Origin of the sequence: Shimia fortis, from assembly GCF_040225985.1 — a bacterium.
Taxonomy (GTDB): Bacteria; Pseudomonadota; Alphaproteobacteria; order Rhodobacterales; family Rhodobacteraceae; genus Shimia.
Genome location: NZ_JBBPEU010000008.1, coordinates 155,347 through 175,780 on the forward strand (window position 1 = coordinate 155,347; position 20,434 = coordinate 175,780).

Consider the following 20,434-nt stretch of genomic DNA (forward strand, 5'->3'; position numbering starts at 1 on the left):
TCTCCTCCTTACGCTGCCCAGATCTTGCAGAGAGTCGATTTCGTCTCTTGCATCTGGGTCACTGAGTCATAGCCATAGGTCTGTGCCGTGTTGGTGGATTCACCAAGCACATAGGGGTCAGCCCCGTCGGGATATTTCGACCGCAGGTCTTCGCCCTGGAAATGGCCGCCAAAGTGGAACGGCATGAAGGCCACGCCTTCGCCGACCCGTTCGGTCACCATTGCCATCACCTTGACCTTGCCGCCTTCGGGCCCTTCGACCCAGACCTGCGCGCCGTCCCGCACACCAAGGTTGTTGGCGTCACGCGGGTTGATTTCGACGAACATGTCCTGTTGCAGTTCGGCCAGCCACGGGTTCGAACGGGTCTCGTCGCCGCCGCCCTCATATTCGACCAGACGGCCGGAGGTGAGGACAATCGGGTAATCCTTCGAGAAATCGTTCTTCTGGATCGAGGCATACATGGTCGGCAGACGATAGGCCTGACGGTCCTCGTATGTCGGATAATCCTCGACCAGGTCGCGACGTGGGGTGTAAAGAGGCTCGCGGTGCAGCGGCACCGGATCCGGGAAGGTCCACACGACAGCACGGGCTTTTGCGTTCCCGAAGGGCGCGCATTCGTGCTTGATCGCGACCCGTTGGATGCCGCCCGAAAGGTCGGTTTTCCAGTTGGTCTTGGGACCGGCCACCGCTTCGATGCTGGCGCGTTCCTCGTCTGTCAGGTCCGCATCCCATCCCAGATCCATCAGCATCTGCATGGTGAATTCGGGATAGCCGTCCTGAATTTCCGAATTCGCCGAATAGACGCCTTCGGCCAGAAGGTTGTCGCCATCACGTTCCACGCCGAAACGGGCACGGAAGGTCAGGCCGCCTTGAGAGACAGGCTTGGACATGTCATAGAGGTTTGGCGTGCCCGGATGCTTCATGTCTGCAGTGCCCCAGCAAGGCCACGGCAGACCGTAATAGTCCCCGTCGGCAGGGCCACCAATTGCCCGCAGCGTGGTGCGATCAAAGGTGTGCTGATTGGCCATGTGAAGCTTCAGACGCTCGGGCGACTGGCCGGTATAGCCGATCGTCCACAGACCCTTGTTGAATTCGCGGGTGACGCTTTCCACGTTCGGGGTGTTCTCGTCTTCCATTTCAATGTTGCGGAACAGACGATCGGCCCAGCCGAACTTGTTGGCGAACAGCCCGATGATTTCATGGTCCGTTTTCGACTCGAACAGGGGCTCAACCACCTGATCCCGCCACTGGAACGACCGGTTCGATGCCGTGACCGAGCCACGGGTTTCGAACTGGGTACATGCCGGAAGCAGATAGCAGCCATCGGTGCGGTCATGCAGAACGGCCGAGACGGTGGGGTACGGGTCGATCACGACCAGCATGTCCAGCTTCTCCATCGCCGTTTTCATTTCCGGCCCACGGGTCTGCGAGTTGGGCGCATGGCCCCACAGAACCATGGCACGCACGTTGTTCGGCTGGTCCATGTTGTCCTTGTCTTCAAGAACACCGTCGATCCAGCGCGACACCGGAATACCGCGCAGGTTCTGCAGCGATTTTTCCTTGCCGTCCTTGCCGACCAGCGTGTCGAACTGTGCGTTCAGCCATTCCGGGTCTTCCTCCCAGACACGAGCCCAGTGTGCCCATGCACCCTTGGACAGGCCATAATAGCCGGGCAGGGTGTGTGATAGAACGCCAAGGTCTGTTGCGCCCTGTACGTTGTCGTGACCGCGGAAGATGTTGGTGCCGCCACCGCTGGTGCCCATGTTGCCAAGGGCCAGCTGCAGGATGCAGTAGGCACGGGTGTTGTTGTTCCCGTTGGTGTGCTGCGTGCCACCCATACACCAGATCACGGTGCCGGGGCGGTTATTGGCCATGGTGCGGGCCACGCGGCGCAACTGCGAACCGGGGGTGCCGGTGACTCGTTCGACCTCTTCCGGGGTCCATTTCGCGACTTCTTCGCGGATCTGGTCCATCCCCCAGACACGGGTGCGGATGAACTCCTTGTCTTCCCAGCCGTTCTCGAAGATGTGGTACAGGATCCCCCAAACCAGCGCGACGTCCGTGCCGGGACGGAAACGGACATATTCGTCCGCATGGGCCGCGGTGCGGGTGAAGCGCGGATCGCAGACGATCAGCGGTGCGTTGTTCTGTTCCTTGGCCTTCAGAACGTGCAGCAGCGAGACGGGGTGCGCCTCGGCAGGGTTGCCGCCGATGATGAAGATGGCCTTGGAGTTGTGGATGTCATTGTACGAGTTCGTCATCGCCCCATAGCCCCAGGTGTTTGCAACACCTGCCACTGTGGTCGAGTGACAAATACGGGCCTGGTGATCCACGTTGTTCGTGCCCCAGTAGGCGGCGAACTTGCGGAACAGATAGGCCTGTTCGTTGTTATGCTTGGCCGAACCCAGCCAATAGACGCTGTCAGGTCCGCTTTCCTGGCGGATCTGCATCATGCCGTCGCCGATCTCGTTGATCGCCTGTTCCCAGCTGATGCGCTTCCACTCACCACCCTCTTTTTTCATCGGGTACTTGAGACGGCGCTCGCCATGGGCGTGTTCGCGAACCGATGCGCCTTTGGCACAGTGTGCGCCAAGGTTGAACGGGCTGTCCCAGCCGGGCTCTTGCCCGATCCAGACGCCGTTCTGCACTTCGGCCACCACGGTACATCCGACCGAACAGTGGGTGCAGACCGATTTGATGGTCTCGACGGTGCCAGCCGCGGCGGATGCCGCAGCATTGGCTTGCGTCACCGTGCCTCCGGTGGCGCTGATTGCGGCAAGGCCACCGATGGCCAGACCGCTGCCCCGCAGAAATGCGCGGCGGTCGACAGATTTCTCTGCGACGTCAGACAGGATACTTGTCCGCTGGGGGCGTCTCGCTACCCCGTTGGTCTTTTTCCTAAGCATTTAAACCTCCCTTGCTATCCCTCTCGGGACTTAGCTGGGTTAACGAAAACCTCGGGCAGTCGGGCCAATCGCAACCAGTCGCCTTCGGCAGAAAACACCGTCCGTCTTAGAAACGGGCGCTGTCGAGATACGCACGGGTGTGCGCGGTATCCTGCATCTTGTCAGACGACAGGTCGGGTTCTGCCGCTTCTGCAGCGCCCCCGGTGGTCGCAACAACCACTGCCGCGGCAGGGGCGCTGGTCGCGGCCAGTTTCAGAAAATCGCGACGGCTTGCGCCCTCTTCGGTTTTCTTGGTCATGAGAGTCCTCCTCTCTGGTTATGGCGGTTGCCCGCCCTCTTGATGCGGATCACTCCGCGCTCATCCGGAAGCCTTCGCTTTCGATCTCCATGAACACGCGGCCGACGGCTCCGACGGCGGCGTAAAAGACCGAGTTCTTGGCAGCTTCCAAATCCGAATAGAAATGCCCTGCCCATGGGGCGATATGGCGGTTGAAGAACGTTTTCTGGTCCGCGACCGAGGCCGGCGTGCCAAAGCGCCCGACGATCAGCGCGCCCATCATTTCCATAAGCGAGGCGATATTGTCCTCGGGCTCATAGACATTCTGCGCGCGGCTTAGGCCCCGTGCGGCCATGTCCTGACGCAGGGTGGCCAACGGCTTTTCGTTCAGGAAGCCCGTCATGTAGTAGCTGGCATAAGGCAGCAACTCACCGCGCCCCAGCCCGATGAACAGCTTGTTGAACTCGCGCTCGATCGTCTGGGATTTGCTGAGGCTGGCAATCTTGGCCAGCGCGTTGATCGCGGTGCCAAGGTCACTGTCGTCGCCCGAAAGACCCGCCGTCTGCGACAGCAGCATGTCATCCGGCGGTCCGGCAAGGATCACGCCCAGATAGTTGTAAAGGTCGGCGCGCAGGCGGTCTTCTTCGGACACGCGCGGGGCGTCGGCTTTTGCGGTGGCGGTCATCTGGCTCTCCTCGGTCATGCGGTGGCCCCGCTGTCATCAAATGCAAAGCGCATCCGGCGCGGGGGCAGGGGCGTATCTTCTTCTGTTGCGTCGCTGTCAAAGGCGGGCAGTGGCGCAGGCGCGGTGGCGATCTGTGCCGGGGCCTCTTCGGGTGCCTCGACAGGCGGGGTTGCGTCCGCTTCCGCGGCTTGTTCCGGTTGCATGTCGGTCTCTGCGTCGGCCTTGTCCTCGGCCTGACGCGCCATCTCGAGCACATGCGCGGTCATGCCCTTACCCACCTGATAGGCGGTTTGCAGATTCTCGATCACGCAGGACGCATCGGTGAAATCCTCGCCATAGTCGACCAGCCCGTCGACATTGGCGAGCACGGGGTTGCTCTTCCAGAGTTTGCGCAGCGCCCGTGTCTTGATACGGGCCGGCACCTCTTCGGTCAGGAACGCCTTGAAGTCATCCCCTTCGCCCAGCGTGTCGGGGTCGGGAAGCCCGAGTTCTTCCAGAATTTCGGCGTCGGACTTCTCGGCCAGCGCCTCGTCGCGCACCACGGCCTTTTCCTGCGCGAGTTTGCGCAACTCTTCGCGCTGTTCCGCTTCCACGGCGGCCTTGCGGCGGGACCAGAAATCAGAGCTCATTGCAGGCGCGCCTTTCTGGATCTGGGGGACCGGTACACATCGGCCATCTGCTGGATGCGCGGATCGCCCACGCCGTCCTCGACCTGTCCAATGTCTTTCTTGTCGCGGCGACGCTTCTTGAATTCCTCTTCCACGTGGTGGGCGTCTACAAAATCCTGCACCCAGAGTTTCAGCCCCTCGGGCATGGACACCTTTTCCACGATCTCTTCGCCGCTGTCGGCGTAGTCCTGCGCCTCGTAGGGCGATGCGGTGGCCAGCACGATCTCGAAAGGTTCGTCTCCATCAGTTTCGCGCATCACAACATAAACGCAGGGCACCTGCGCATTCAGCCCGTGCAGGTAGGCGTCGGTCTCGGCCCCGTGCAGTTCAATCTGTACCGTCGCGGCATGGAACTCGGCCTGATCGCCGTCTTCGCGCAGCAATTTCCAATCGGCATCGGGGGCGCCGGGCAAGACGCCCACGGCCTTCCACGACCACTTGGCCCACCGGGTCACCCCCGGTGTGCGGCGCAGGACGATGCCGATCGGCAGCGTCTGGTATTTTTGCGGATTGTGGACCAAACCTCCGCGATCCTTCCCCAAGCGTGTGTGTTCAATATCCAGCATTGACGTCACGGCAGCGCCACGCAAAGGACGTTTTTTCACTTTGCCTAAATAAAAGGATGGTCCGGACATTTTGGGCAGGTCGGTATGCCGTGGTATGGCGGCGTGGTCGAATTGTCTAACTTGATAAAAAAACTTGGAAAAGAGGTCTTGCAGGCATTTGCGGATCATGGCGCACGATTCGCACATGATTCGCCGGGCGGCCGCCTCAGAAAACCGGTTGTCGATGGGTGGGAATCATGCCTAGTTGATGTACGTTTTGACCGGGGAGAGAGGCATAAAATGGCGCAGGGATCGGCATCAGGAAATCCATCCAAAACATTGATATTGTGTGATTGTCTCGGATCGATGCCCATCGACGATGCGGCCTTGTCCGAGGCCGCTGGCCAGCCATGCTCAAAGCTGCACACCAACCTCTGTCAGGCCCAATCCGAGGACGCCGCCCGCGCGATTGCCGCCGGGGATGCAATTATTTGCTGCACCCAGGAACAGCACTTCTTCGAGGAGCTTGCAACCGATCTCGATGCCCCCGCACCGGCGGTCCTTGACCTGCGCGACAGGGCGGGTTGGAGCGCGGACACCGCGTCGAAACTACCCAAAATGGCCGCTTTGACCGCCGAGGCCCTTTTGCCATCCCCCCAGACCAAGACCACGGACGTCCTGTCCGAGGGCTTGTGCCTGATTATCGGGACCGGGGACCTGGCCCTCTCTGCGGGCCGGCAATTGGCCCCGCATCTGAGCGTGACCGTCCTGTTGACCGACGATGCGGACCTGCCTGACACACGTGATTTCGATGTCGTCCGCGGACAGTTGCGCAAGGCGCAGGGCGCGTTTGGTCAGTTCGAGGTCACGATTGATGCGCTGCAACAAGTGATCCCCGGCGGTCGCGGCGCGCCGGGCCTGACCGAGCCGCGCAATGGCGGTCGTTCGCAATGCGATATCATTTTGGACCTGACGGGCGGCACTCCGCTGTTTCCGGCGCACGAGAAACGCGAAGGCTACCTGCGCCCCGACCCCAAAAGTCCGGGGGCCGTGGCCGAGGCGATCCTTGAAGCCTCGCACATGGTCGGCACCTTTGAAAAGCCGCTGTATGTCAAGCTCGAGCCGCTGTTCTGCGCCCATTCCCGTGCCAACCAGATCGGGTGCAGCAATTGTCTTGATATCTGCCCCACCGGTGCGATTTCACCCGACGGCGATCATGTGGCGATTGACCCCATGATCTGCGCGGGTTGCGGGGCCTGTTCTGCGCTATGCCCGTCCGGCGCAATCACCTATGATGCGCCCGCCACCGATCACACGATCCGCAGGGTACAGACCCTTGCCACCGCCTACCGCGAGGCGGGCGGTGCATCCCCCCGCCTTCTGGTCGTCAACGCTCACGGGGCCGAGATGGTCAGGTTGGCCGCGCGCTATGGTGACGGCCTGCCGGCGGACGTGATCCCGCTTGAGGTGGACGCGCTGAACGCCTTTGGTCACGCCGAGGCGCTTGCTGCGCTGGCGGCTGGGTTTGCCGATGTGTGGATCGTGCCCGCCCCCCAGACCGACCGCCCGCCGTTGGAGAGCGAAATCGCGCTGGCCAATGCGCTTGGCGGGGGAAAGGTCACGCTGCTGGACGAACAGGATCCCGATGCAATGGTCGCGCGCCTTTACGACGCGTCGCCTGACACCCCTGTCGCAGAACCCGTTCGCCCGATGGGCACGCGGCGCCAGATCGCCCGTCAGACCGCGCGCAGCCTCAACCCCGACGCCGAGGTGATCGCCCTGCCAGAGACCGCGCCGTACGGGGCCGTGCTCGTGAACACGGATTCCTGCACCTTGTGCCTGAGCTGTGTCTCGCTCTGCCCCTCGGGCGCGTTGGGCGACAACCCGGACCAGCCGCAATTGCGTTTTCAGGAAGATGCCTGCCTGCAATGCGGTCTCTGTGCCAATGTCTGCCCCGAGGATGCGATCACTTACGAACCCCGCATGAACCTTGCCGCCACCGCTCTGGAACAGGTGGTGCTGCACGAGGAAGAACCTTTTGCCTGCGTCGAATGCGGGGCGTTGTTCGGGGTGAAATCCACCATCGAACGCATCATGGACAAGCTGGCCGGAAACCATTCTATGTATTCCAACCCCGAAGCCGCGCGCATGATCCAGATGTGTGACAATTGCCGCGTGAATGCCCAGTACCATTCCACCAACAATCCGTTCTCGGGCGGGGAGCGTCCCAAGGTGCGCACGACCGAGGACTACCTGAGCAAGCGCCGCGATCACTGATGCTGCAATGGCGCCCCCAGATCGGCCGCCTCGAGAGAGGCGACATAGGCAAGGATCGCTTCGAGATCGTCCAGCGTCATTTCGACGGGCACGATCGGCGGGGGGCGGTCCTCGGGGAAGGGCGGCGTGACATCCGCAACCTGTGTAAAGGCGCCATGGGGTGCCAGGACATAAAAGGTCTCAAACCGCTCATCCCAGTTGGGCAGGCTGCGCAGGACAAAGAAGGACGGGGTCGAGCCGATGTCGTTCATGCGGTTGGCGGGGTCGACGACGTGACAACGCCCGCACATCACGATCGAGGCCTTGTGCCCAAGCACGGCGTCGCCGTCATAGGTCAGGGCAACTGGTGCGGCCTCTTCCGCGGTGGCAAGAGTATAAAGCGCGGTGCCCGCGGGGGCAAAGCCGGTGATCGTGCGCAGCCCGATGTCGGATTGCAGCCAGTCAGCAAAGCGTTGGGTGCCCGGATGGTCGGGGCTGACGATCTGCATGTGCCACGTCGCATCCTGCCCGGCAAACAAAGGGGTGCCAGTCTCGCCGAACCGCATGTCCGCCGCAGCGCCGTCGGCAACGATTTCGACCCGGACCTGCGTTTTCAACGAAAAGCGCGGCACCATGTATTTGATCAGCCCGCTTTCGACCAACGGGGCCGGTGCCTCAAGCCGCACGAGCCTGTCATTGGCAAGGGCGGGAAACCCTATACCTATCAGACAAAGACCAACAATCAGCTTACGCAGGTGCATGGGGAATGGTAGAAACCCAAACACCGCGCCGTCAAGCGCAAGGAAAGGAAAACCGATGAGTGACGATTTTAACATGTCGATGCGCAAGTTCCTGAAACAGGTCGGCGTGACCTCGCAACAGGCCATTGAAGAGGCCATGCGCGAGGCAGACACAGCGGGGAAAACCTTTACCGCAAAGGCGGTTATCACCATCGAGGGTTTGGACATGGAACATGTCGTGACCGGCGACATCAAAGGGCAGGAGTAATTTCGTGGCACTTACCAGAGAGGCCGTGCTCGCCGTTCTGAAAGACATCGCTGACCCACTGGGGCAGGGCGATATCGTATCCGCAGGCGTCATGCGGGCGCTGAATGTCGAAGGCAACACCGTGCGCTTCGTGTTGGAAATCGACCCGGCCAAGGCCGAGATGTACGAACCCGTCCGGGCCGAGGCCGAGGCGCGCGTCAAGGCGCTTGAAGGCGTGGCGACGGCTTCGGTGGTTCTGACCGGCCACAGCGCCAAGGCGCCGCCGGATCTCAAGCCGCGCAGCCAACAACAGGCCCAGTCGCAGGGGCCGCAACCGGTGCCCGGTGTGGCGCGGATCATTGCCATTGCCTCGGGCAAGGGCGGGGTCGGCAAATCCACGGTGTCGGCCAATATCGCTTGCGCGCTGGCCGCCGAGGGCAAACGTGTCGGCCTGCTGGACGCGGATGTCTACGGACCGTCGCAGCCCCGGATGCTGGGCGTGTCGGGCCGTCCGGCCAGCCCTGATGGCAAGATCATCCTGCCGATGCGCAACCATGGTGTCACGATGATGTCGATTGGCCTGATGACCAACGAAGATCAGGCGGTGGTCTGGCGTGGCCCGATGCTCATGGGGGCGCTGCAGCAGATGATGACACAGGTGCAATGGGGCGCTTTGGACGTGCTGATCGTTGACCTGCCGCCGGGCACGGGGGATGTGCAACTGACGCTCAGCCAGAAATTCGCGCTGGATGGCGCGATCGTGGTCTCGACCCCACAGGACGTGGCGCTTCTGGATGCACGCAAGGGGATCGACATGTTCCGGCAGTTGAACATCCCGATCCTTGGCATGATCGAGAACATGTCGACCCATATTTGTTCGCAATGCGGGCACGAGGAGCACGTGTTCGGTCATGGCGGTGTTGCGGCCGAGGCGGCCAAGCTGGATGTGCCTTTGCTGGCGGAAATTCCGCTGCACCTGGACATCCGTCTGGCGGCTGATGGCGGCGCGCCGATCGTGGCGTCAAAGCCCGACAGCGCGCAGGCGCGGGCTTTCCGTGACGTGGCCCGTGCCCTGATTGCCAAGGGGATGGTATGAGCGACGTCACCTTTCCTCCCCTGATGTCGGGCCTTGCGGTCGCGGGCGGGGAAGACCCGTTCGAGACCGCCCAGATGCGCGCGGCACTTGGCTGTGATGCGGGGCTTGTGGTCTATGACCTCGGGTCCGACCTGCTGCGCGCAGCGCTGGTATTCGCACCCGAAGTGCCGCTCAAGCGGGCGCTGACCATGCTGCCCCTGTGCGGTGTCGGGTTCCAGAACGCGCTGGGCGCGCTTGGTCCCCCCGAAGTGGCGGTGCATCTGGAATGGGGTGGCGGCATCCGCATCAACGGGGCCAAATGTGGGCGGCTGCGCGTTGCCTCGGCGACGCCCGACCCCGAGGCGGTGCCGGACTGGCTGGTCGTGGGGCTGGATTTGCCCTTGTGGCCCGCGTCCGAGGAGACCGGACAGACCCCGGACCAGACCGCGCTTTACGCCGAAGGCTGCGCCGATGTTGCGGCGGACGCGCTCCTTGAAAGTTGGGCGCGGCACACGCTAAACTGGATTACGCGTTGGGAAGAGGAGGGCAACCGCCCGCTGCACGCCGAATGGCGCGGCCTTGCGCAGGACATGGGCGAAGACACCATGCAGAACGGCCTTGCCGGATCATTCCTTGGCGTGGACGAGGATTTCGGCATGTTGCTGCGCGATGACGCGACCACCCATGTGATCCCCCTGACAACACTGTTGGAGACCTGAGAGATGAAACTTGCCCGCGCGATCCATTTTGACGAAAGCGACCAACACGTGTTCCATTCTCCGGCCCGCACGGGCGAATGGTGCATCTCCGGCGGGTTCGAGTTTTCCAACTGGACCGAGGCTGATCTCTCGGGCAAGGCAAGACAGGCCTTTGCCAACGGCTGGTTCGGTCTTGAAACCGGGGGGCGTGTCACCTTTGTTGCGGTCACGCAGATCGAGCCGGACGAGATGGATGCGCTGACCGACCTGCTGGCCCGACATTTCGTGTCCTTCTATGGCGCGCCTTCGGTCGAAGCGGCCCGTCCGGTCGCGTCCGAGGAACTGTCTCACATGGTTGAGCTGTGCGAGGATCACGAGGCCAACACGCTTTTGACCGTGGCGCGGGAACTGACCGATGCCGGGGTGCGCGAGGCCTTCCGCGTGATCGAACCGCAAGAGGCAGAGCTCGAAGCTTTTGCCGTGCATGGCGACATCGACTGACCGCCAAAGAAATAGCCCCGCACCCGAGGGATGCGGGGCCGTTTCAATAGGTGAAGTGTTCACTGTTTCGCGTTGAAGACAAACAGGGTTTCGCCGTTGATGGTATAACTATTGATCAGTTCTTTCGCCTTGTCCGACACCAGCCAGTTTTCCAGTTTCATCGCCAGATCGTTTTTCACGTGCCCGTGTTTTTCTGGGTTCACGGGGATAAACGCATACTGGTTGAACAGCACCGGATCGCCTGCATAGAGCAGCGCCAGATCTCCCTTGTTTCCAAAGTTCAGCCAGCTCGCACGGTCAGCCATGATATAGGCGTTCATGCCCGACGCGGTGTTCAGGGCCGATCCCATGCCCGCGCCGACCGCGCGGTACCAGTCGCCGAAACCTTCGGGATCCAGACCCGCTGCCGACCACAGGCTCAGCTCTTTCTTGTGGGTGCCGCTGTCATCGCCACGGCTTACGAAGGGGGCTTGCGCGGCCTCGATCTTTTGCAGGGCATCGGCGGCGGCGCTGGCGGTGGCAATCGCAGCGTTATCAGACTTGGGGCCGATAAAGACAAAATCGTTATACATGATCTCTCGACGATGGGTGCCGTTGCCCGCGGCCAGGAATTTTTCTTCGGCCTTGCGCGAATGCACAAGGATCGCGTCCACATCGCCCGCTTCCCCAAGGCGCAGCGCCTGGCCCGTGCCCACGATCAGAAGCTGCACGTCCAGCCCGAGATCCTTTTTGATCTCGGGCAGAAGGATGTCGGACAAACCGGAATTGTGAAACGAGGTCGTCACGGCCATTTTCATGTCATCGGCAAGGGCCGACGTGGCGACAAGGGCGGCAGTCATTGCGCCAATCAGTAAATTTTTCATTCTACAATATCTCCTCTCAGAAAAGCTTGGGCCTGGGGTGTGCGGGGCGCCTCGAAGAACGGCGGCGCGGATGAGAATTCATGTACAAGACCGCCCAGCATGAAGATCACTTCGGTGGCAAGGCGGCGGGCCTGTCCCATGTTATGGGTCGACATGATAATGCGCGTGCCGCCGGAAACGGCGTTTTGCAAGATCTCTTCGACTTCGCGCATGGCACGCCCGTCCAAAGCGGCGCAGGGTTCGTCCAGAAACAGCACCTCGGGGTTGCGGATCAGGGCCCGCGCAATAGCCAGTTTCTGGCGCTCGCCGCCCGAAAGCACCGTGGCCTGCCGGGTCAGAGCCTCGCCCAGGCCGATCCGCTGGCCCCATTCTTCGGCGCGGGCGCGCGCCTCGGGTTTGGCAACGCCGGACACGCGTAGTGGGAACATCAGGTTGTCGCGCACGGACCGGCGCATCATGATCGGGGTCTGAAAGACAAAGGCCTGTTTTTCGCGGGCTTCGGTGATGGGACAGGACCACGTAATGTCGCCCGCGTTCAGACGGGCAATGCCGTGCAACATCCGCAACAGCGAGGTTTTCCCCGACCCGTTCGGCCCGATTACGATGGTCACACCCTCGGTGGCCAGCGTCAGGTCGACGGGGCCGACAAGAACCTTACCCCTGCGACGCGACAGGGCGCCTGTTGCGGTCATCGGCATCAACGGCATCACCAGCGCCCTTCCTGTTCCGTCTGGGTCAGCCAGTGGATCGTCATGTTGACAGCAATTGCCATCGCGATCAGTACGAACCCCAGCGCCAGCGCCAGCGCGAAATCGCCCTTGCCGGTCTCAAGTGCGATGGCGGTGGTCAGCACGCGGGTCACATGGTCAATATTACCACCCACGATCATGATCGCGCCCACCTCGCCGATGGCGCGGCCAAACCCGGCCAGCGATGCGGTCAGCAAGGCGCGCCGCCCGTCCCAGAGGATTGCGCGGATGCGCTGTGACTGGGTGGTATTCATGGAAATCAGCAGGTCGTGGTAATCCGACCACAGCTCGCGCAGCGACTGGTGCGCGATCGAAGCGATCAGCGGCACGATGATGATCACCTGCGCGATGATCATGGCTGTGGGTGTGAACAACAGGCCAAATACCCCGAACGGACCAGACCGAGACAACAGGATATAGACGATCAAGCCGACCACCACGGGCGGCAGCCCCATCAGCGCATTCAAAACGGCAATCGTGGTGCGGCGAAACCGGAACCGTCGAACCGCCAGAAGCGCGGCATAGGGCAGGGCGATCAGAGAGGCGACCAGCAGCGCGGTGAGCGTCACGCGCAGCGACCGCAGGGTGATCTCGACCAGATCGGGGTCCAGCGTCACCACCAGCCAGAAGGCCTGAGACAGACCATTTAGCAAATCCGACATGGGGTGGCGGGCTCCGTTCCAGTAGTCTCGGGGTGCTTCTTGCGCCCCTCGCTTCCTGTTCAATCACAGGAAAGTGAGTCCTGAAACCGATAATTTCGGCTGGTGTGCGTGTTTGGACATTTTGACCCTGAAAGCAGAGGCGTCCCGCAAGGGTTTGGTGATCCGTGGATATTTTGTCCCGATGAGCCCGGTCAGGGCAGGGGGGCTGTCCGGTAGAGTTTGACCTTCAACCCGCCATGCGGCACCGGCGGGCCGGGCGGCAGAAAGGGCAGGCCCGTCGCGCGGGCCAGACTGGCCTCGGTCGTGACAATCCCCACGGACCAGCCGCTGAACGCCTCTTTCAGACGGTCGCCCAAGGTCGCATGCAGCGCATATAGCAGCTTCTTGTTGCCGATGCGGGTGCCATAGGGCGGGTTGACGATCACAATCCCGACCGGACCTTCGGGGCGGGTCAGTTCGCTGACGGGCTTGCGTTCGAACGTGGTGCAGGCATCGACGCCGGCGCGTTTGGCATTGGCAAGGCTGGCGGCAATGGCCCCGTCATTACGGTCGCTGCCAAAGTATTGCGTTTGGGACTTTGCGGCCGGAGGGGTGTTGCGCATTTCCTGCCAGTGATCGTCATTGAATGTCGGCAATAGCTCAAAGGCAAAGCTGCGGCTACGTCCGGGGAACAGCCCCATGGCGGTCTCTGCCGCCTCGATCACAAACGTGCCTGACCCGCACATCGGGTCCAACACGGGCTGTGTGCCGTCGAACCCCGCCTGCCGCAGAAACAGGCTTGCCAGCGTTTCGCGCATCGGGGCCTTGGCCACGGCTTCCTTGTGGCCGCGCTTGTGCAGGCTTTCGCCGGATGTGTCGACGCTGAACAGACAGTTGTTGTCCTCGATCCGCAGTTTGATCTGGATCGGCGCGTCGGCAGCGATCGGTGCGCCGAATTCTTCGAGCAGGGCGGTTTCCACCCGCTGCTTGGCGGCCCCGGCGTGATATATCTTGTTGCGCTTCGAGGTCGAGACCTCGACCCGCAGCGGCACGCCCTTGGGCAGCACCGCGCCCCAATCAAACTTGCGCGCACGTTTATCAAGCTGGGCGAGGTGAAACGCCCGGAACGCCCCGATCCGCGCCAGAACACGCGTGGCCCCGCGCAGCACAAGGTTCGCGCGCCAGACATCCGGCCAGGTGCCTTCGAAGGTCACGCCCCCCGGCACTTTGCGCGGGTCGGGAAAGCCGGCCTCGCGGGTTTCGGTCCAGAGTTCGGTTTCAAGCCCGGGCGGAGCCGTGAGGAAAATCTCGAAAGGGGTGTGCATGTCCATATCCCCTCTCTACGGAGTTTCCGCAGCCGGATCGACCCTGAAAACGTCCGCATCATCCGAACGGCGCGGGTGAATTTTTTCTCGCTACTTTTGTCGCCTCCGCTAAATTGGGGAACAGGCAAAGGGGAAAGGCAAATGATGCGACATTGCGGACTGGTCAAAATGGTGATGATCTTCTGTTTTGCATTTGCGGTGACGGGCGCAGGCAAGGCGTCTGCCGAAGAGGTGATCTCGCAACCGGGCGAACTAAACGGCACGGTGGTCGCGGCCCATGCGTGGGAAGTGTCCTCGCCCATCAATGGCCGGATCGAGGAAATCCTGTTTTCCGAGGGCCAAAGCGTGGCCGAGGGGGATCTGCTGGTTCGCCTGGATGACCGGCAGGCACGGGTCACACTGGCGCTGGCTGAGTCACGTTTGAAACTGGCAGAGGCGGTGCTGGTCGAACGTGACGAGGACCTTGCCCGCCACGAGGAGCTGATCGAACGCGAAGCGGTGTCTGTTGCGGCTTATGGGGACGCCGCGTTCGAACGCGAGATTGCCCAGCTTGAGAAAGAGGCGGCAGATCTTGAGGTGCAGATCGCCAAAGGGGTGCTGGATCTGCACCGGATCACGGCCAAGGCAGACGGGTTGATCTCGGCCCCGCGCCTGCACGAAGGCAGCAACTTCAGTGTTGAATTGTCCGGACCGATCGCGCAGGTCGTACAGCTCAACCCTGTGCATGTGCGGGTGGGGATATCTCTTGAAAAGGTGCTGACGCGCCTCAAGGAAGGCAACTACACGTTGGACGAGGCTCGAAGCCTTGTATACGAAATCGTTCTGCCCGACGGATCTGCCTTTGCCGAACGCGGCTCTGCCGAGGCGGTGGGCTATGATCTGGACCCCGAGACCGGTGAAGGCTCCATCCTGATATCTTTCCCAAACCCAGAGGGCCTTTTGCGCCCCGGAATGCCGGTGTCGCTGCGCGCGATCCAACCCTAGTTCCGGGCGCATTTGGCCCGCATTTCACATCCTTGCGTTGTCAATCGTTTTGAAATGGTGAAAAGTGAGCGCCACATCCCCTTTTTGGCTTTGCTGGCACGGGCCACAAGGGGCACAAGCCATACGCGAAAACGCGGGTGCCGGACGCAATAGGGAGTGACCACAGAATGAAATTGAAATCCATTGCCCTGGCCGCTGCGATGGCCGCCATCGGATTTGGCGCGCAGGCCGAGGGGCTCAAGGTTGGCATGATCACCACGTTGTCCGGCGGCGGAGCCGGTCTGGGCATTGATGTGCGCGACGGCTTTATGCTGGCCATGAAGCAGGCGGGCCGCGATGATATCGAAGTCGTGATCGAAGACGATCAACGCAAACCCGACGTGGCTGTGCAACTGGCCGACAAAATGATCCAGTCGGAAAAGGTCGACGTGCTGACCGGCATCATCTGGTCGAACCTTGCAATGGCGGTGGTGCCTGCCGCGACCGCGCAGGGCAAATTCTACCTGTCGCCGAATGCAGGGCCGTCCGCGCTGGCCGGGAAACGCTGTCACCCCAACTATTTCAACGTCGCATGGCAGAATGACAACCTGCACGAGGCCGCCGGCGCCTATGCCAAGGAAGCGGGCTATAAAAACAGCTTTATTCTTGCCCCGAACTATCCCGCGGGCAAAGACGCGCTGACCGGATACAAGCGTACCTATGGCGGAGGCCTGGCGGGTGAGGTCTATACCAAGCTCGGGCAAACTGACTATGCCGCCGAAATCGCCCAGATCCGTGCCTCGGGCGCCGACAGCGTCTTCTTCTTCCTGCCGGGTGGCATGGGGATCGCCTTCCTGAAACAATATGCCGACAGCGGCGTGGACCTGCCGGTCGTGGGGCCGGCGTTCAGCTTTGATCAGGGTATCCTGCAAGCCGTGGGCGAGGCCGCGATGGGTGTGATCAACACCAGCCAGTGGAACAAGGACATCGACAACGCCGCCAACAAGGCCTTTGTCGACAGTTTCCAGGCCGAATATGGCCGCCTGCCATCGCTCTATGCCTCGCAGGGGTTTGACACGGCGAACCTTCTCATTTCCGCCTCGGCCAAGGCCGATGTGGCCGATCAGGATGCGTTCCGCGCCGCGCTTAAGGCGGCCGAGTTCGACTCGGTCCGGGGGGATTTCAAGTTCGGTCCGAACAACCACCCCATCCAGAACATCTATGTGCGCGAAGTGATCAAGGAAGGCGAAGTCTACACCAACAAGATCATCGGCACCGCCCTGACCGATCATGCCGACGCCTATGCGGCCGAGTGCAAGATGTAAGCGAAACCGCCCCTGCGCCCGACGCGGCGCGGGGGCAACCGGAACTTTCCCATGCCAGCCTACCTGATTGTCGAGCAGCTTTTGAACGGGCTGCAATTCGGCGTGATGCTGTTTCTGTCCGCTGCGGGCCTCACGCTGATTTTCGGCGTGATGGGTCTGATCAACCTTGCCCACGGGTCGCTTTATATGATCGGTGCATTCGCGGCAGCAGCTGTGGCCGGGGCGACGGGATCGTTCCTGCTGGCGTTGGCGGCCAGTCTGGCGGCGGCCGCGGCCGCGGGGGTGCTGGTCGAGGTGCTGGTGATCCGGCGGCTTTATGACCGCGACCATCTGGATCAGGTGCTGGCGACCTTTGCGCTCATCCTGATCTTTTCTGAAGGCACCCGCTGGATCTTTGGATCGTTTCCCCTGTTTCTCGACATCCCGGCGGCGCTGTCGGGGCCGGTGACCCTGCCGGGCGGCATCCAGTATCCGCTGTATCGCCTGACGATCATCGGCGTGGGGCTGGCCATTGCCGCAGGATTGTTCCTATTGATTGCCAGGACGCGCATCGGCATCCGCATCCGCGCGGGCGAAGCTGACCGCGATATGATCGCCGCACTTGGCGTCGATATTTCAAAGCTTTACACGCTGGTCTTCGCGTTGGGCGCGGCGCTGGCAGGATTGTCCGGTGCCTTGGTCGGTGCGATCCAGTCGGTGCAGGTCGGCATGGGCGAACCGGTGCTGATCCTTGCCTTCGTGGTGATCGTGATCGGCGGCATCGGATCCATCAAGGGCGCGCTGGTCGGGTCGCTTCTGGTGGGGTTGACCGACACGTTCGGTCGCATCCTGCTGCCAGTCCTGTTCGGCACCTTCATGGACCCCGCCGCGGCCACCTCGGTCGGGGCGGCGCTGGCGTCGATGTCGATTTATGTGCTGATGGCGATCGTGCTGGTCCTGCGCCCCACCGGCCTTTACGGGAGGGCATGAGCATGCGGCGTGAAACCCTTGTGAACATTGCGACTCTTGCAGTTTTGGCCGTGGTCCCCCTATGGGCCAATTCCGTGGGTGAAACCTATTGGGTGACACTTGCCACCAAGGTGGTGATCCTTGCCATCGCCGGTGTTGGTCTGAACCTCGCGCTGGGGCTTGGCGGGCTGGTCAGTTTTGGACATGCAGCCTTTTTCGGGCTTGGCGGCTATGCCATGGGTATCCTTGCCTCGCACTTGCAGGACTATGTGCCGCTGATGGAATGGCCGATCCTGTTCGAAGGCAGCAACCAGATGCCCGTGATCTGGATTGTGGCCGTGATTTCAGGGGCTTTGGCGGCGGTGTTGATTGGCGCGCTGTCGCTGCGCACGTCGGGTGTCTATTTCATCATGATCACGCTCGCCTTTGGGCAGATGCTCTATTACTTCGCAATCAGTTGGCCCGCTTATGGGGGCGAAGACGGGCTGTCGATCTATGTCCGCAACGAATTCCCCGGTCTCAACACGCTGGTCCCGATCCAGTTCTACGGGCTGAGCTTTGCTGTGCTCTTGGTTGTACTGCTCCTTGTCTGGCGCATCAGCCTGTCATCCTTTGGTCTGGCGCTTGGCGCGGCGCGGCAGAATGCGGAACGCCTTCAGGCAGTCGGGATTGATCCCTTCCGCATCCGCCTGACCGCCTTTGTCATCTCGGGGGCGATCACCGCGCTGGCGGGGGCGATGTATGCCGATCTCAACCGCTTTGTAAGTCCCAATATGTTCAGTTGGCAGTTCAGCGGCGAGATCATGGTGTTCATCATCATCGGCGGGGTCGGGCGCCTGTTCGGCCCTGTCCTCGGGGCCATCCTGTTTATCCTGATGGAGCATGTCCTGGGCGGGCTGTCCGAGTTCTGGCACATCTATCTTGGCCTTGTGCTGTTGGGCGTCGTGCTGTTTGCGCGGGGGGGGCTGATGGGGCTTCTCGCTGGCCGCGAGGTGGCCCATGACTGAGACCGTACTGGACATCCGCAACCTGTCCAAGGCCTATGGCGCGCTTGAGGCGAACAAGGATATTTCGCTGGACCTGCGGGGCGGAGAAATCCACGGATTGATCGGGCCCAATGGCGCGGGCAAGTCCACCTTTATCAAGCAGGTCTCGGGTGCCGAACACCCCGATCACGGCAGTGTGGCCCTGAATGGCGTGGACATCACAGCGCAAGATGCCGTGGCGCGGGCACGGATGGGGCTTGCCCGCACCTTCCAGATTTCCTCGCTCGCCATGGATTATACTGTTCTGCAAAACGTCCTTCTGGGGGCGGTCGGGCGTCGGGGGCGGGTGATGCGGTTCTTTTCTGCGATCCTGAAAGATACCGCCCAGCGCGACATGGCAATGCAGGCGTTGCAACGGGTCGGGCTGGCGGACGAGGCGCATGTGCAGACCGCCGCCTTGTCGCACGGGCAGCGCCGCCAGCTTGAGGTGGCAGTGGCGCTGACACTGGAGCCGAAGGTTTTTCTCATGGATGAACCGATGGCCGGCCTTGGCGCCGAGGGCTCGCAACGTCTGATCCGTGTGCTGGACGGGCTGCGCCACGAGGCGCCGATCTTGTTGGTGGAGCATGACATGGACGCCGTATTTGCGCTGGCAGACCGGATCAGTGTGCTGGTCTATGGCCAGATCATTGCCACCGGAACGCCGGACGAGATCCGCCAGAACGCGGATGTGCGCACGGCCTATCTGGGGGACGACGCGGCATGAGTCTTTTGCATCTCTCGGGCATTTCCGCCTTTTACGGGGCGTCGCAGGCGCTGTTCGATGTTTCTCTGGAGCTGGCCGAGGGAGAAGGTCTGGCGCTGATGGGGCGCAATGGCATGGGCAAATCGACCACGGTCAAGGTCATCTGCAGGATGCTGCCCCATGCCGGGGGCACGATCACCTTTGACGGGCGCGATATGGCGCGGGTGCCGTCCTACAGGGCGGCGCAGGCAGGGATCGGTCTGGTGCCCGAGGGCCGCCGGTGCTTCCCGAACCTGACCGTCTATGAAAACCTGATTGCCTCCGCGCGTAGTGGGCATTGGGATTTCCGAACCGTGACACAGCTGTTCCCGCGCCTTGCCGAACGGCGCGATCAACTGGCCGCGTCCCTGTCGGGCGGGGAACAACAGATGCTGGCCATCGGGCGGGCGCTGATGACCAATCCGCGCCTGCTGATCCTGGATGAGGCCACCGAAGGGCTTGCACCGGTTGTGCGGCAGGAAATCTGGGCTGCGATCGGCACGCTGCGCCGTGAAAGCGGGCTGTCTATTCTGGTCGTGGACAAATCCCTGAAAGAACTGGCTACCGTGGCCGACCGCGCCGTGATCCTGGAAAAGGGGCGCACCGTCTGGGCCGACCGGTTCGACGCCTTGGATGAAAAGATCACGCACCGTTATCTCGGGGTGTGAGCGCAGGCGGCGGTCCTTGCCCTCACCCGACAGTCACGGCAGGATGGCGGCGTCTTTCTTGATGGCGCGCAGGATCACGTTGGTCTGCGCGCTTTCAACCGCCTCCATGCGGAACAGGAAGTTTTCCAGGAAGTCATTATAGGCTTTGAGATCAGCGCAGATAACCCGCATGTGGTAATCGGCCTGACCAGTGGTGGCATAGCATTCCAGAACTTCTCGCCGCGTTTGGATCGCGCGCACGAATTCGTCCAGCTTTTCCGACTTGTGCCGTGTCAGTTGCACATGCACCACGGCCTGAAACCCCAGCCCCGCAACCTCGGGGTCCAGAACCGCGCCATAGCGCGCGATCAGTCCTGCGTCTTCAAAGGCCCGCACCCGCCGCCACAGCGCCGAGGCCGACATACCGACCTGGTCGGCAAGATCTGCGTTGGAAATGCGCGAATCCGCTTGCAAGACTTCGAGGATTTTTCGGTCGCGGTCGTCAAGATGCATGAATTGAAATGTCTACCTAGTGGCTGTTTTCGAACAAATTACCCGAGTATCAAGAGGAATTCCATAAAATATGGTCACATCTTTCAGACTTA

22 protein-coding genes are annotated in these 20,434 nt (G+C 61.8%); 11 read left to right on the forward strand and 11 right to left on the reverse strand.

Translation table 11 applies throughout. The features are described from left to right. Window positions 1-8: 8 nt before the first annotated feature. The 5 genes from WNE31_RS13345 to WNE31_RS13365 form a co-directional block, all read right to left on the reverse strand. Window positions 9-2,906, reverse strand: coding sequence for a formate dehydrogenase subunit alpha (locus WNE31_RS13345; protein ID WP_349980317.1), 2,898 nt, complete (start codon window positions 2,904-2,906; stop codon window positions 9-11). Window positions 2,907-3,012: 106 nt separating this feature from the next. Continuing rightward, on the reverse strand, window positions 3,013-3,204 hold the full coding sequence (locus WNE31_RS13350; protein WP_349980318.1) for a twin-arginine translocation signal domain-containing protein: 192 nt from the start codon (window positions 3,202-3,204) through the stop codon (window positions 3,013-3,015). Between the two features lie 49 nt (window positions 3,205-3,253). Then, window positions 3,254-3,868 carry a TorD/DmsD family molecular chaperone gene (locus WNE31_RS13355; RefSeq protein ID WP_349980320.1) on the reverse strand — a complete coding sequence of 205 codons (615 nt, stop codon included), beginning with the start codon at window positions 3,866-3,868 and terminating at the stop codon, window positions 3,254-3,256. Window positions 3,869-3,882: 14 nt separating this feature from the next. Continuing rightward, window positions 3,883-4,497, reverse strand: coding sequence for a DUF3306 domain-containing protein (locus WNE31_RS13360; protein ID WP_349980322.1), 615 nt, complete (start codon window positions 4,495-4,497; stop codon window positions 3,883-3,885). Beyond that, window positions 4,494-5,027, reverse strand: a complete 534-nt coding sequence (locus WNE31_RS13365; protein ID WP_349980359.1) for a DUF3305 domain-containing protein — start codon at window positions 5,025-5,027, stop codon at window positions 4,494-4,496. Before WNE31_RS13365 ends, WNE31_RS13360 begins: the two co-directional genes overlap by 4 nt. 420 nt (window positions 5,028-5,447) lie before the next feature. On the opposite strand from WNE31_RS13365, the gene WNE31_RS13370 reads away from it, so the two are divergent. Then, window positions 5,448-7,358: a 4Fe-4S binding protein gene (locus WNE31_RS13370; protein ID WP_349980323.1), complete on the forward strand. Its 1,911-nt coding sequence runs from the start codon at window positions 5,448-5,450 to the stop codon at window positions 7,356-7,358. Here WNE31_RS13370 and WNE31_RS13375 read toward each other — a convergent pair. Then, window positions 7,352-8,098: a hypothetical protein gene (locus tag WNE31_RS13375; RefSeq protein WP_349980324.1), complete on the reverse strand. Its 747-nt coding sequence runs from the start codon at window positions 8,096-8,098 to the stop codon at window positions 7,352-7,354. The two genes, WNE31_RS13370 and WNE31_RS13375, sit on opposite strands and share 7 nt — an antisense overlap. A gap of 55 nt (window positions 8,099-8,153) precedes the next feature. On the opposite strand from WNE31_RS13375, the gene WNE31_RS13380 reads away from it, so the two are divergent. Genes WNE31_RS13380 through WNE31_RS13395 form a run of 4 tightly spaced genes read left to right on the forward strand, consistent with a single transcriptional unit; the run spans window position 8,154 to window position 10,598 of the window. Next, window positions 8,154-8,345 (forward strand): DUF6494 family protein, encoded by a 192-nt coding sequence (locus tag WNE31_RS13380; protein WP_349980325.1) that lies wholly within the window; start codon window positions 8,154-8,156, stop codon window positions 8,343-8,345. A gap of 4 nt (window positions 8,346-8,349) precedes the next feature. Further along, on the forward strand, window positions 8,350-9,420 hold the full coding sequence (locus WNE31_RS13385; protein WP_349980326.1) for an Mrp/NBP35 family ATP-binding protein: 1,071 nt from the start codon (window positions 8,350-8,352) through the stop codon (window positions 9,418-9,420). After that, window positions 9,417-10,118, forward strand: a complete 702-nt coding sequence (locus tag WNE31_RS13390) for a biotin/lipoate--protein ligase family protein (RefSeq protein ID WP_349980327.1) — start codon at window positions 9,417-9,419, stop codon at window positions 10,116-10,118. Before WNE31_RS13385 ends, WNE31_RS13390 begins: the two co-directional genes overlap by 4 nt. A gap of 3 nt (window positions 10,119-10,121) precedes the next feature. Continuing rightward, complete coding sequence (locus WNE31_RS13395; RefSeq protein ID WP_349980328.1) at window positions 10,122-10,598, forward strand: DUF6505 family protein; 477 nt, start codon at window positions 10,122-10,124, stop codon at window positions 10,596-10,598. 59 nt (window positions 10,599-10,657) lie between these two features. Here the strand turns inward: WNE31_RS13395 and WNE31_RS13400 are convergent, their stop codons facing one another. The 4 genes from WNE31_RS13400 to WNE31_RS13415 form a co-directional block, all read right to left on the reverse strand. Then, on the reverse strand, window positions 10,658-11,461 hold the full coding sequence (locus WNE31_RS13400) for an ABC transporter substrate-binding protein (RefSeq protein WP_349980329.1): 804 nt from the start codon (window positions 11,459-11,461) through the stop codon (window positions 10,658-10,660). Further along, window positions 11,458-12,168, reverse strand: a complete 711-nt coding sequence (locus tag WNE31_RS13405; RefSeq protein ID WP_349980331.1) for an ABC transporter ATP-binding protein — start codon at window positions 12,166-12,168, stop codon at window positions 11,458-11,460. The genes WNE31_RS13400 and WNE31_RS13405 overlap by 4 nt, the downstream gene beginning before the upstream one ends. Beyond that, the gene (locus WNE31_RS13410) at window positions 12,168-12,872 is read right to left on the reverse strand and encodes an ABC transporter permease (protein ID WP_349980332.1); all 705 of its coding nucleotides are present in this window, start codon (window positions 12,870-12,872) and stop codon (window positions 12,168-12,170) included. The genes WNE31_RS13405 and WNE31_RS13410 overlap by 1 nt, the downstream gene beginning before the upstream one ends. Window positions 12,873-13,063: 191 nt before the next feature. Further along, a complete protein-coding gene (locus tag WNE31_RS13415) occupies window positions 13,064-14,182 on the reverse strand; it encodes a THUMP domain-containing class I SAM-dependent RNA methyltransferase (protein WP_349980333.1) in 1,119 nt (372 codons plus the stop codon). Window positions 14,183-14,317: 135 nt separating this feature from the next. On the opposite strand from WNE31_RS13415, the gene WNE31_RS13420 reads away from it, so the two are divergent. The 6 genes from WNE31_RS13420 (at window position 14,318) to WNE31_RS13445 (ending at window position 19,850) form a co-directional block, all read left to right on the forward strand. Further along, entirely contained in the window at window positions 14,318-15,160 is an 843-nt protein-coding gene (locus WNE31_RS13420; RefSeq protein WP_349980334.1) for an efflux RND transporter periplasmic adaptor subunit, read from the forward strand. A 167-nt stretch (window positions 15,161-15,327) separates the two neighbouring features. After that, on the forward strand, window positions 15,328-16,464 hold the full coding sequence (locus WNE31_RS13425) for an ABC transporter substrate-binding protein (protein ID WP_349980335.1): 1,137 nt from the start codon (window positions 15,328-15,330) through the stop codon (window positions 16,462-16,464). A 51-nt stretch (window positions 16,465-16,515) separates the two neighbouring features. Beyond that, a complete protein-coding gene (locus WNE31_RS13430; protein ID WP_349980337.1) occupies window positions 16,516-17,433 on the forward strand; it encodes a branched-chain amino acid ABC transporter permease in 918 nt (305 codons plus the stop codon). Window positions 17,434-17,435: 2 nt separating this feature from the next. Further along, the gene (locus tag WNE31_RS13435; RefSeq protein ID WP_349980338.1) at window positions 17,436-18,419 is read left to right on the forward strand and encodes a branched-chain amino acid ABC transporter permease; all 984 of its coding nucleotides are present in this window, start codon (window positions 17,436-17,438) and stop codon (window positions 18,417-18,419) included. Further along, window positions 18,412-19,164, forward strand: coding sequence for an ABC transporter ATP-binding protein (locus tag WNE31_RS13440; RefSeq protein ID WP_349980339.1), 753 nt, complete (start codon window positions 18,412-18,414; stop codon window positions 19,162-19,164). Before WNE31_RS13435 ends, WNE31_RS13440 begins: the two co-directional genes overlap by 8 nt. Next, a complete protein-coding gene (locus WNE31_RS13445) occupies window positions 19,161-19,850 on the forward strand; it encodes an ABC transporter ATP-binding protein (RefSeq protein ID WP_349980340.1) in 690 nt (229 codons plus the stop codon). Before WNE31_RS13440 ends, WNE31_RS13445 begins: the two co-directional genes overlap by 4 nt. A 33-nt stretch (window positions 19,851-19,883) precedes the next feature. Here WNE31_RS13445 and WNE31_RS13450 read toward each other — a convergent pair whose 3' ends face one another. Further along, window positions 19,884-20,342: an Lrp/AsnC family transcriptional regulator gene (locus tag WNE31_RS13450; protein ID WP_349980341.1), complete on the reverse strand. Its 459-nt coding sequence runs from the start codon at window positions 20,340-20,342 to the stop codon at window positions 19,884-19,886. Window positions 20,343-20,434 lie beyond the last annotated feature (92 nt).

Coding starts and splice junctions, on each gene's coding strand:
- WNE31_RS13345 (WP_349980317.1), bottom strand. CDS start 2,906: ATGCTTAGGAAAAAGACCAACGGGGTAGCGAGACGCCCCCAGCGGACA.
- WNE31_RS13350 (WP_349980318.1), bottom strand. CDS start 3,204: ATGACCAAGAAAACCGAAGAGGGCGCAAGCCGTCGCGATTTTCTGAAA.
- WNE31_RS13355 (WP_349980320.1), bottom strand. CDS start 3,868: ATGACCGCCACCGCAAAAGCCGACGCCCCGCGCGTGTCCGAAGAAGAC.
- WNE31_RS13360 (WP_349980322.1), bottom strand. CDS start 4,497: ATGAGCTCTGATTTCTGGTCCCGCCGCAAGGCCGCCGTGGAAGCGGAA.
- WNE31_RS13370 (WP_349980323.1), top strand. CDS start 5,448: ATGCCCATCGACGATGCGGCCTTGTCCGAGGCCGCTGGCCAGCCATGC.
- WNE31_RS13375 (WP_349980324.1), bottom strand. CDS start 8,098: ATGCACCTGCGTAAGCTGATTGTTGGTCTTTGTCTGATAGGTATAGGG.
- WNE31_RS13380 (WP_349980325.1), top strand. CDS start 8,154: ATGAGTGACGATTTTAACATGTCGATGCGCAAGTTCCTGAAACAGGTC.
- WNE31_RS13390 (WP_349980327.1), top strand. CDS start 9,417: ATGAGCGACGTCACCTTTCCTCCCCTGATGTCGGGCCTTGCGGTCGCG.
- WNE31_RS13395 (WP_349980328.1), top strand. CDS start 10,122: ATGAAACTTGCCCGCGCGATCCATTTTGACGAAAGCGACCAACACGTG.
- WNE31_RS13400 (WP_349980329.1), bottom strand. CDS start 11,461: ATGAAAAATTTACTGATTGGCGCAATGACTGCCGCCCTTGTCGCCACG.
- WNE31_RS13405 (WP_349980331.1), bottom strand. CDS start 12,168: ATGCCGTTGATGCCGATGACCGCAACAGGCGCCCTGTCGCGTCGCAGG.
- WNE31_RS13410 (WP_349980332.1), bottom strand. CDS start 12,872: ATGTCGGATTTGCTAAATGGTCTGTCTCAGGCCTTCTGGCTGGTGGTG.
- WNE31_RS13415 (WP_349980333.1), bottom strand. CDS start 14,182: ATGGACATGCACACCCCTTTCGAGATTTTCCTCACGGCTCCGCCCGGG.
- WNE31_RS13420 (WP_349980334.1), top strand. CDS start 14,318: ATGATGCGACATTGCGGACTGGTCAAAATGGTGATGATCTTCTGTTTT.
- WNE31_RS13425 (WP_349980335.1), top strand. CDS start 15,328: ATGAAATTGAAATCCATTGCCCTGGCCGCTGCGATGGCCGCCATCGGA.
- WNE31_RS13430 (WP_349980337.1), top strand. CDS start 16,516: ATGCCAGCCTACCTGATTGTCGAGCAGCTTTTGAACGGGCTGCAATTC.
- WNE31_RS13435 (WP_349980338.1), top strand. CDS start 17,436: ATGCGGCGTGAAACCCTTGTGAACATTGCGACTCTTGCAGTTTTGGCC.
- WNE31_RS13440 (WP_349980339.1), top strand. CDS start 18,412: ATGACTGAGACCGTACTGGACATCCGCAACCTGTCCAAGGCCTATGGC.
- WNE31_RS13445 (WP_349980340.1), top strand. CDS start 19,161: ATGAGTCTTTTGCATCTCTCGGGCATTTCCGCCTTTTACGGGGCGTCG.
- WNE31_RS13450 (WP_349980341.1), bottom strand. CDS start 20,342: ATGCATCTTGACGACCGCGACCGAAAAATCCTCGAAGTCTTGCAAGCG.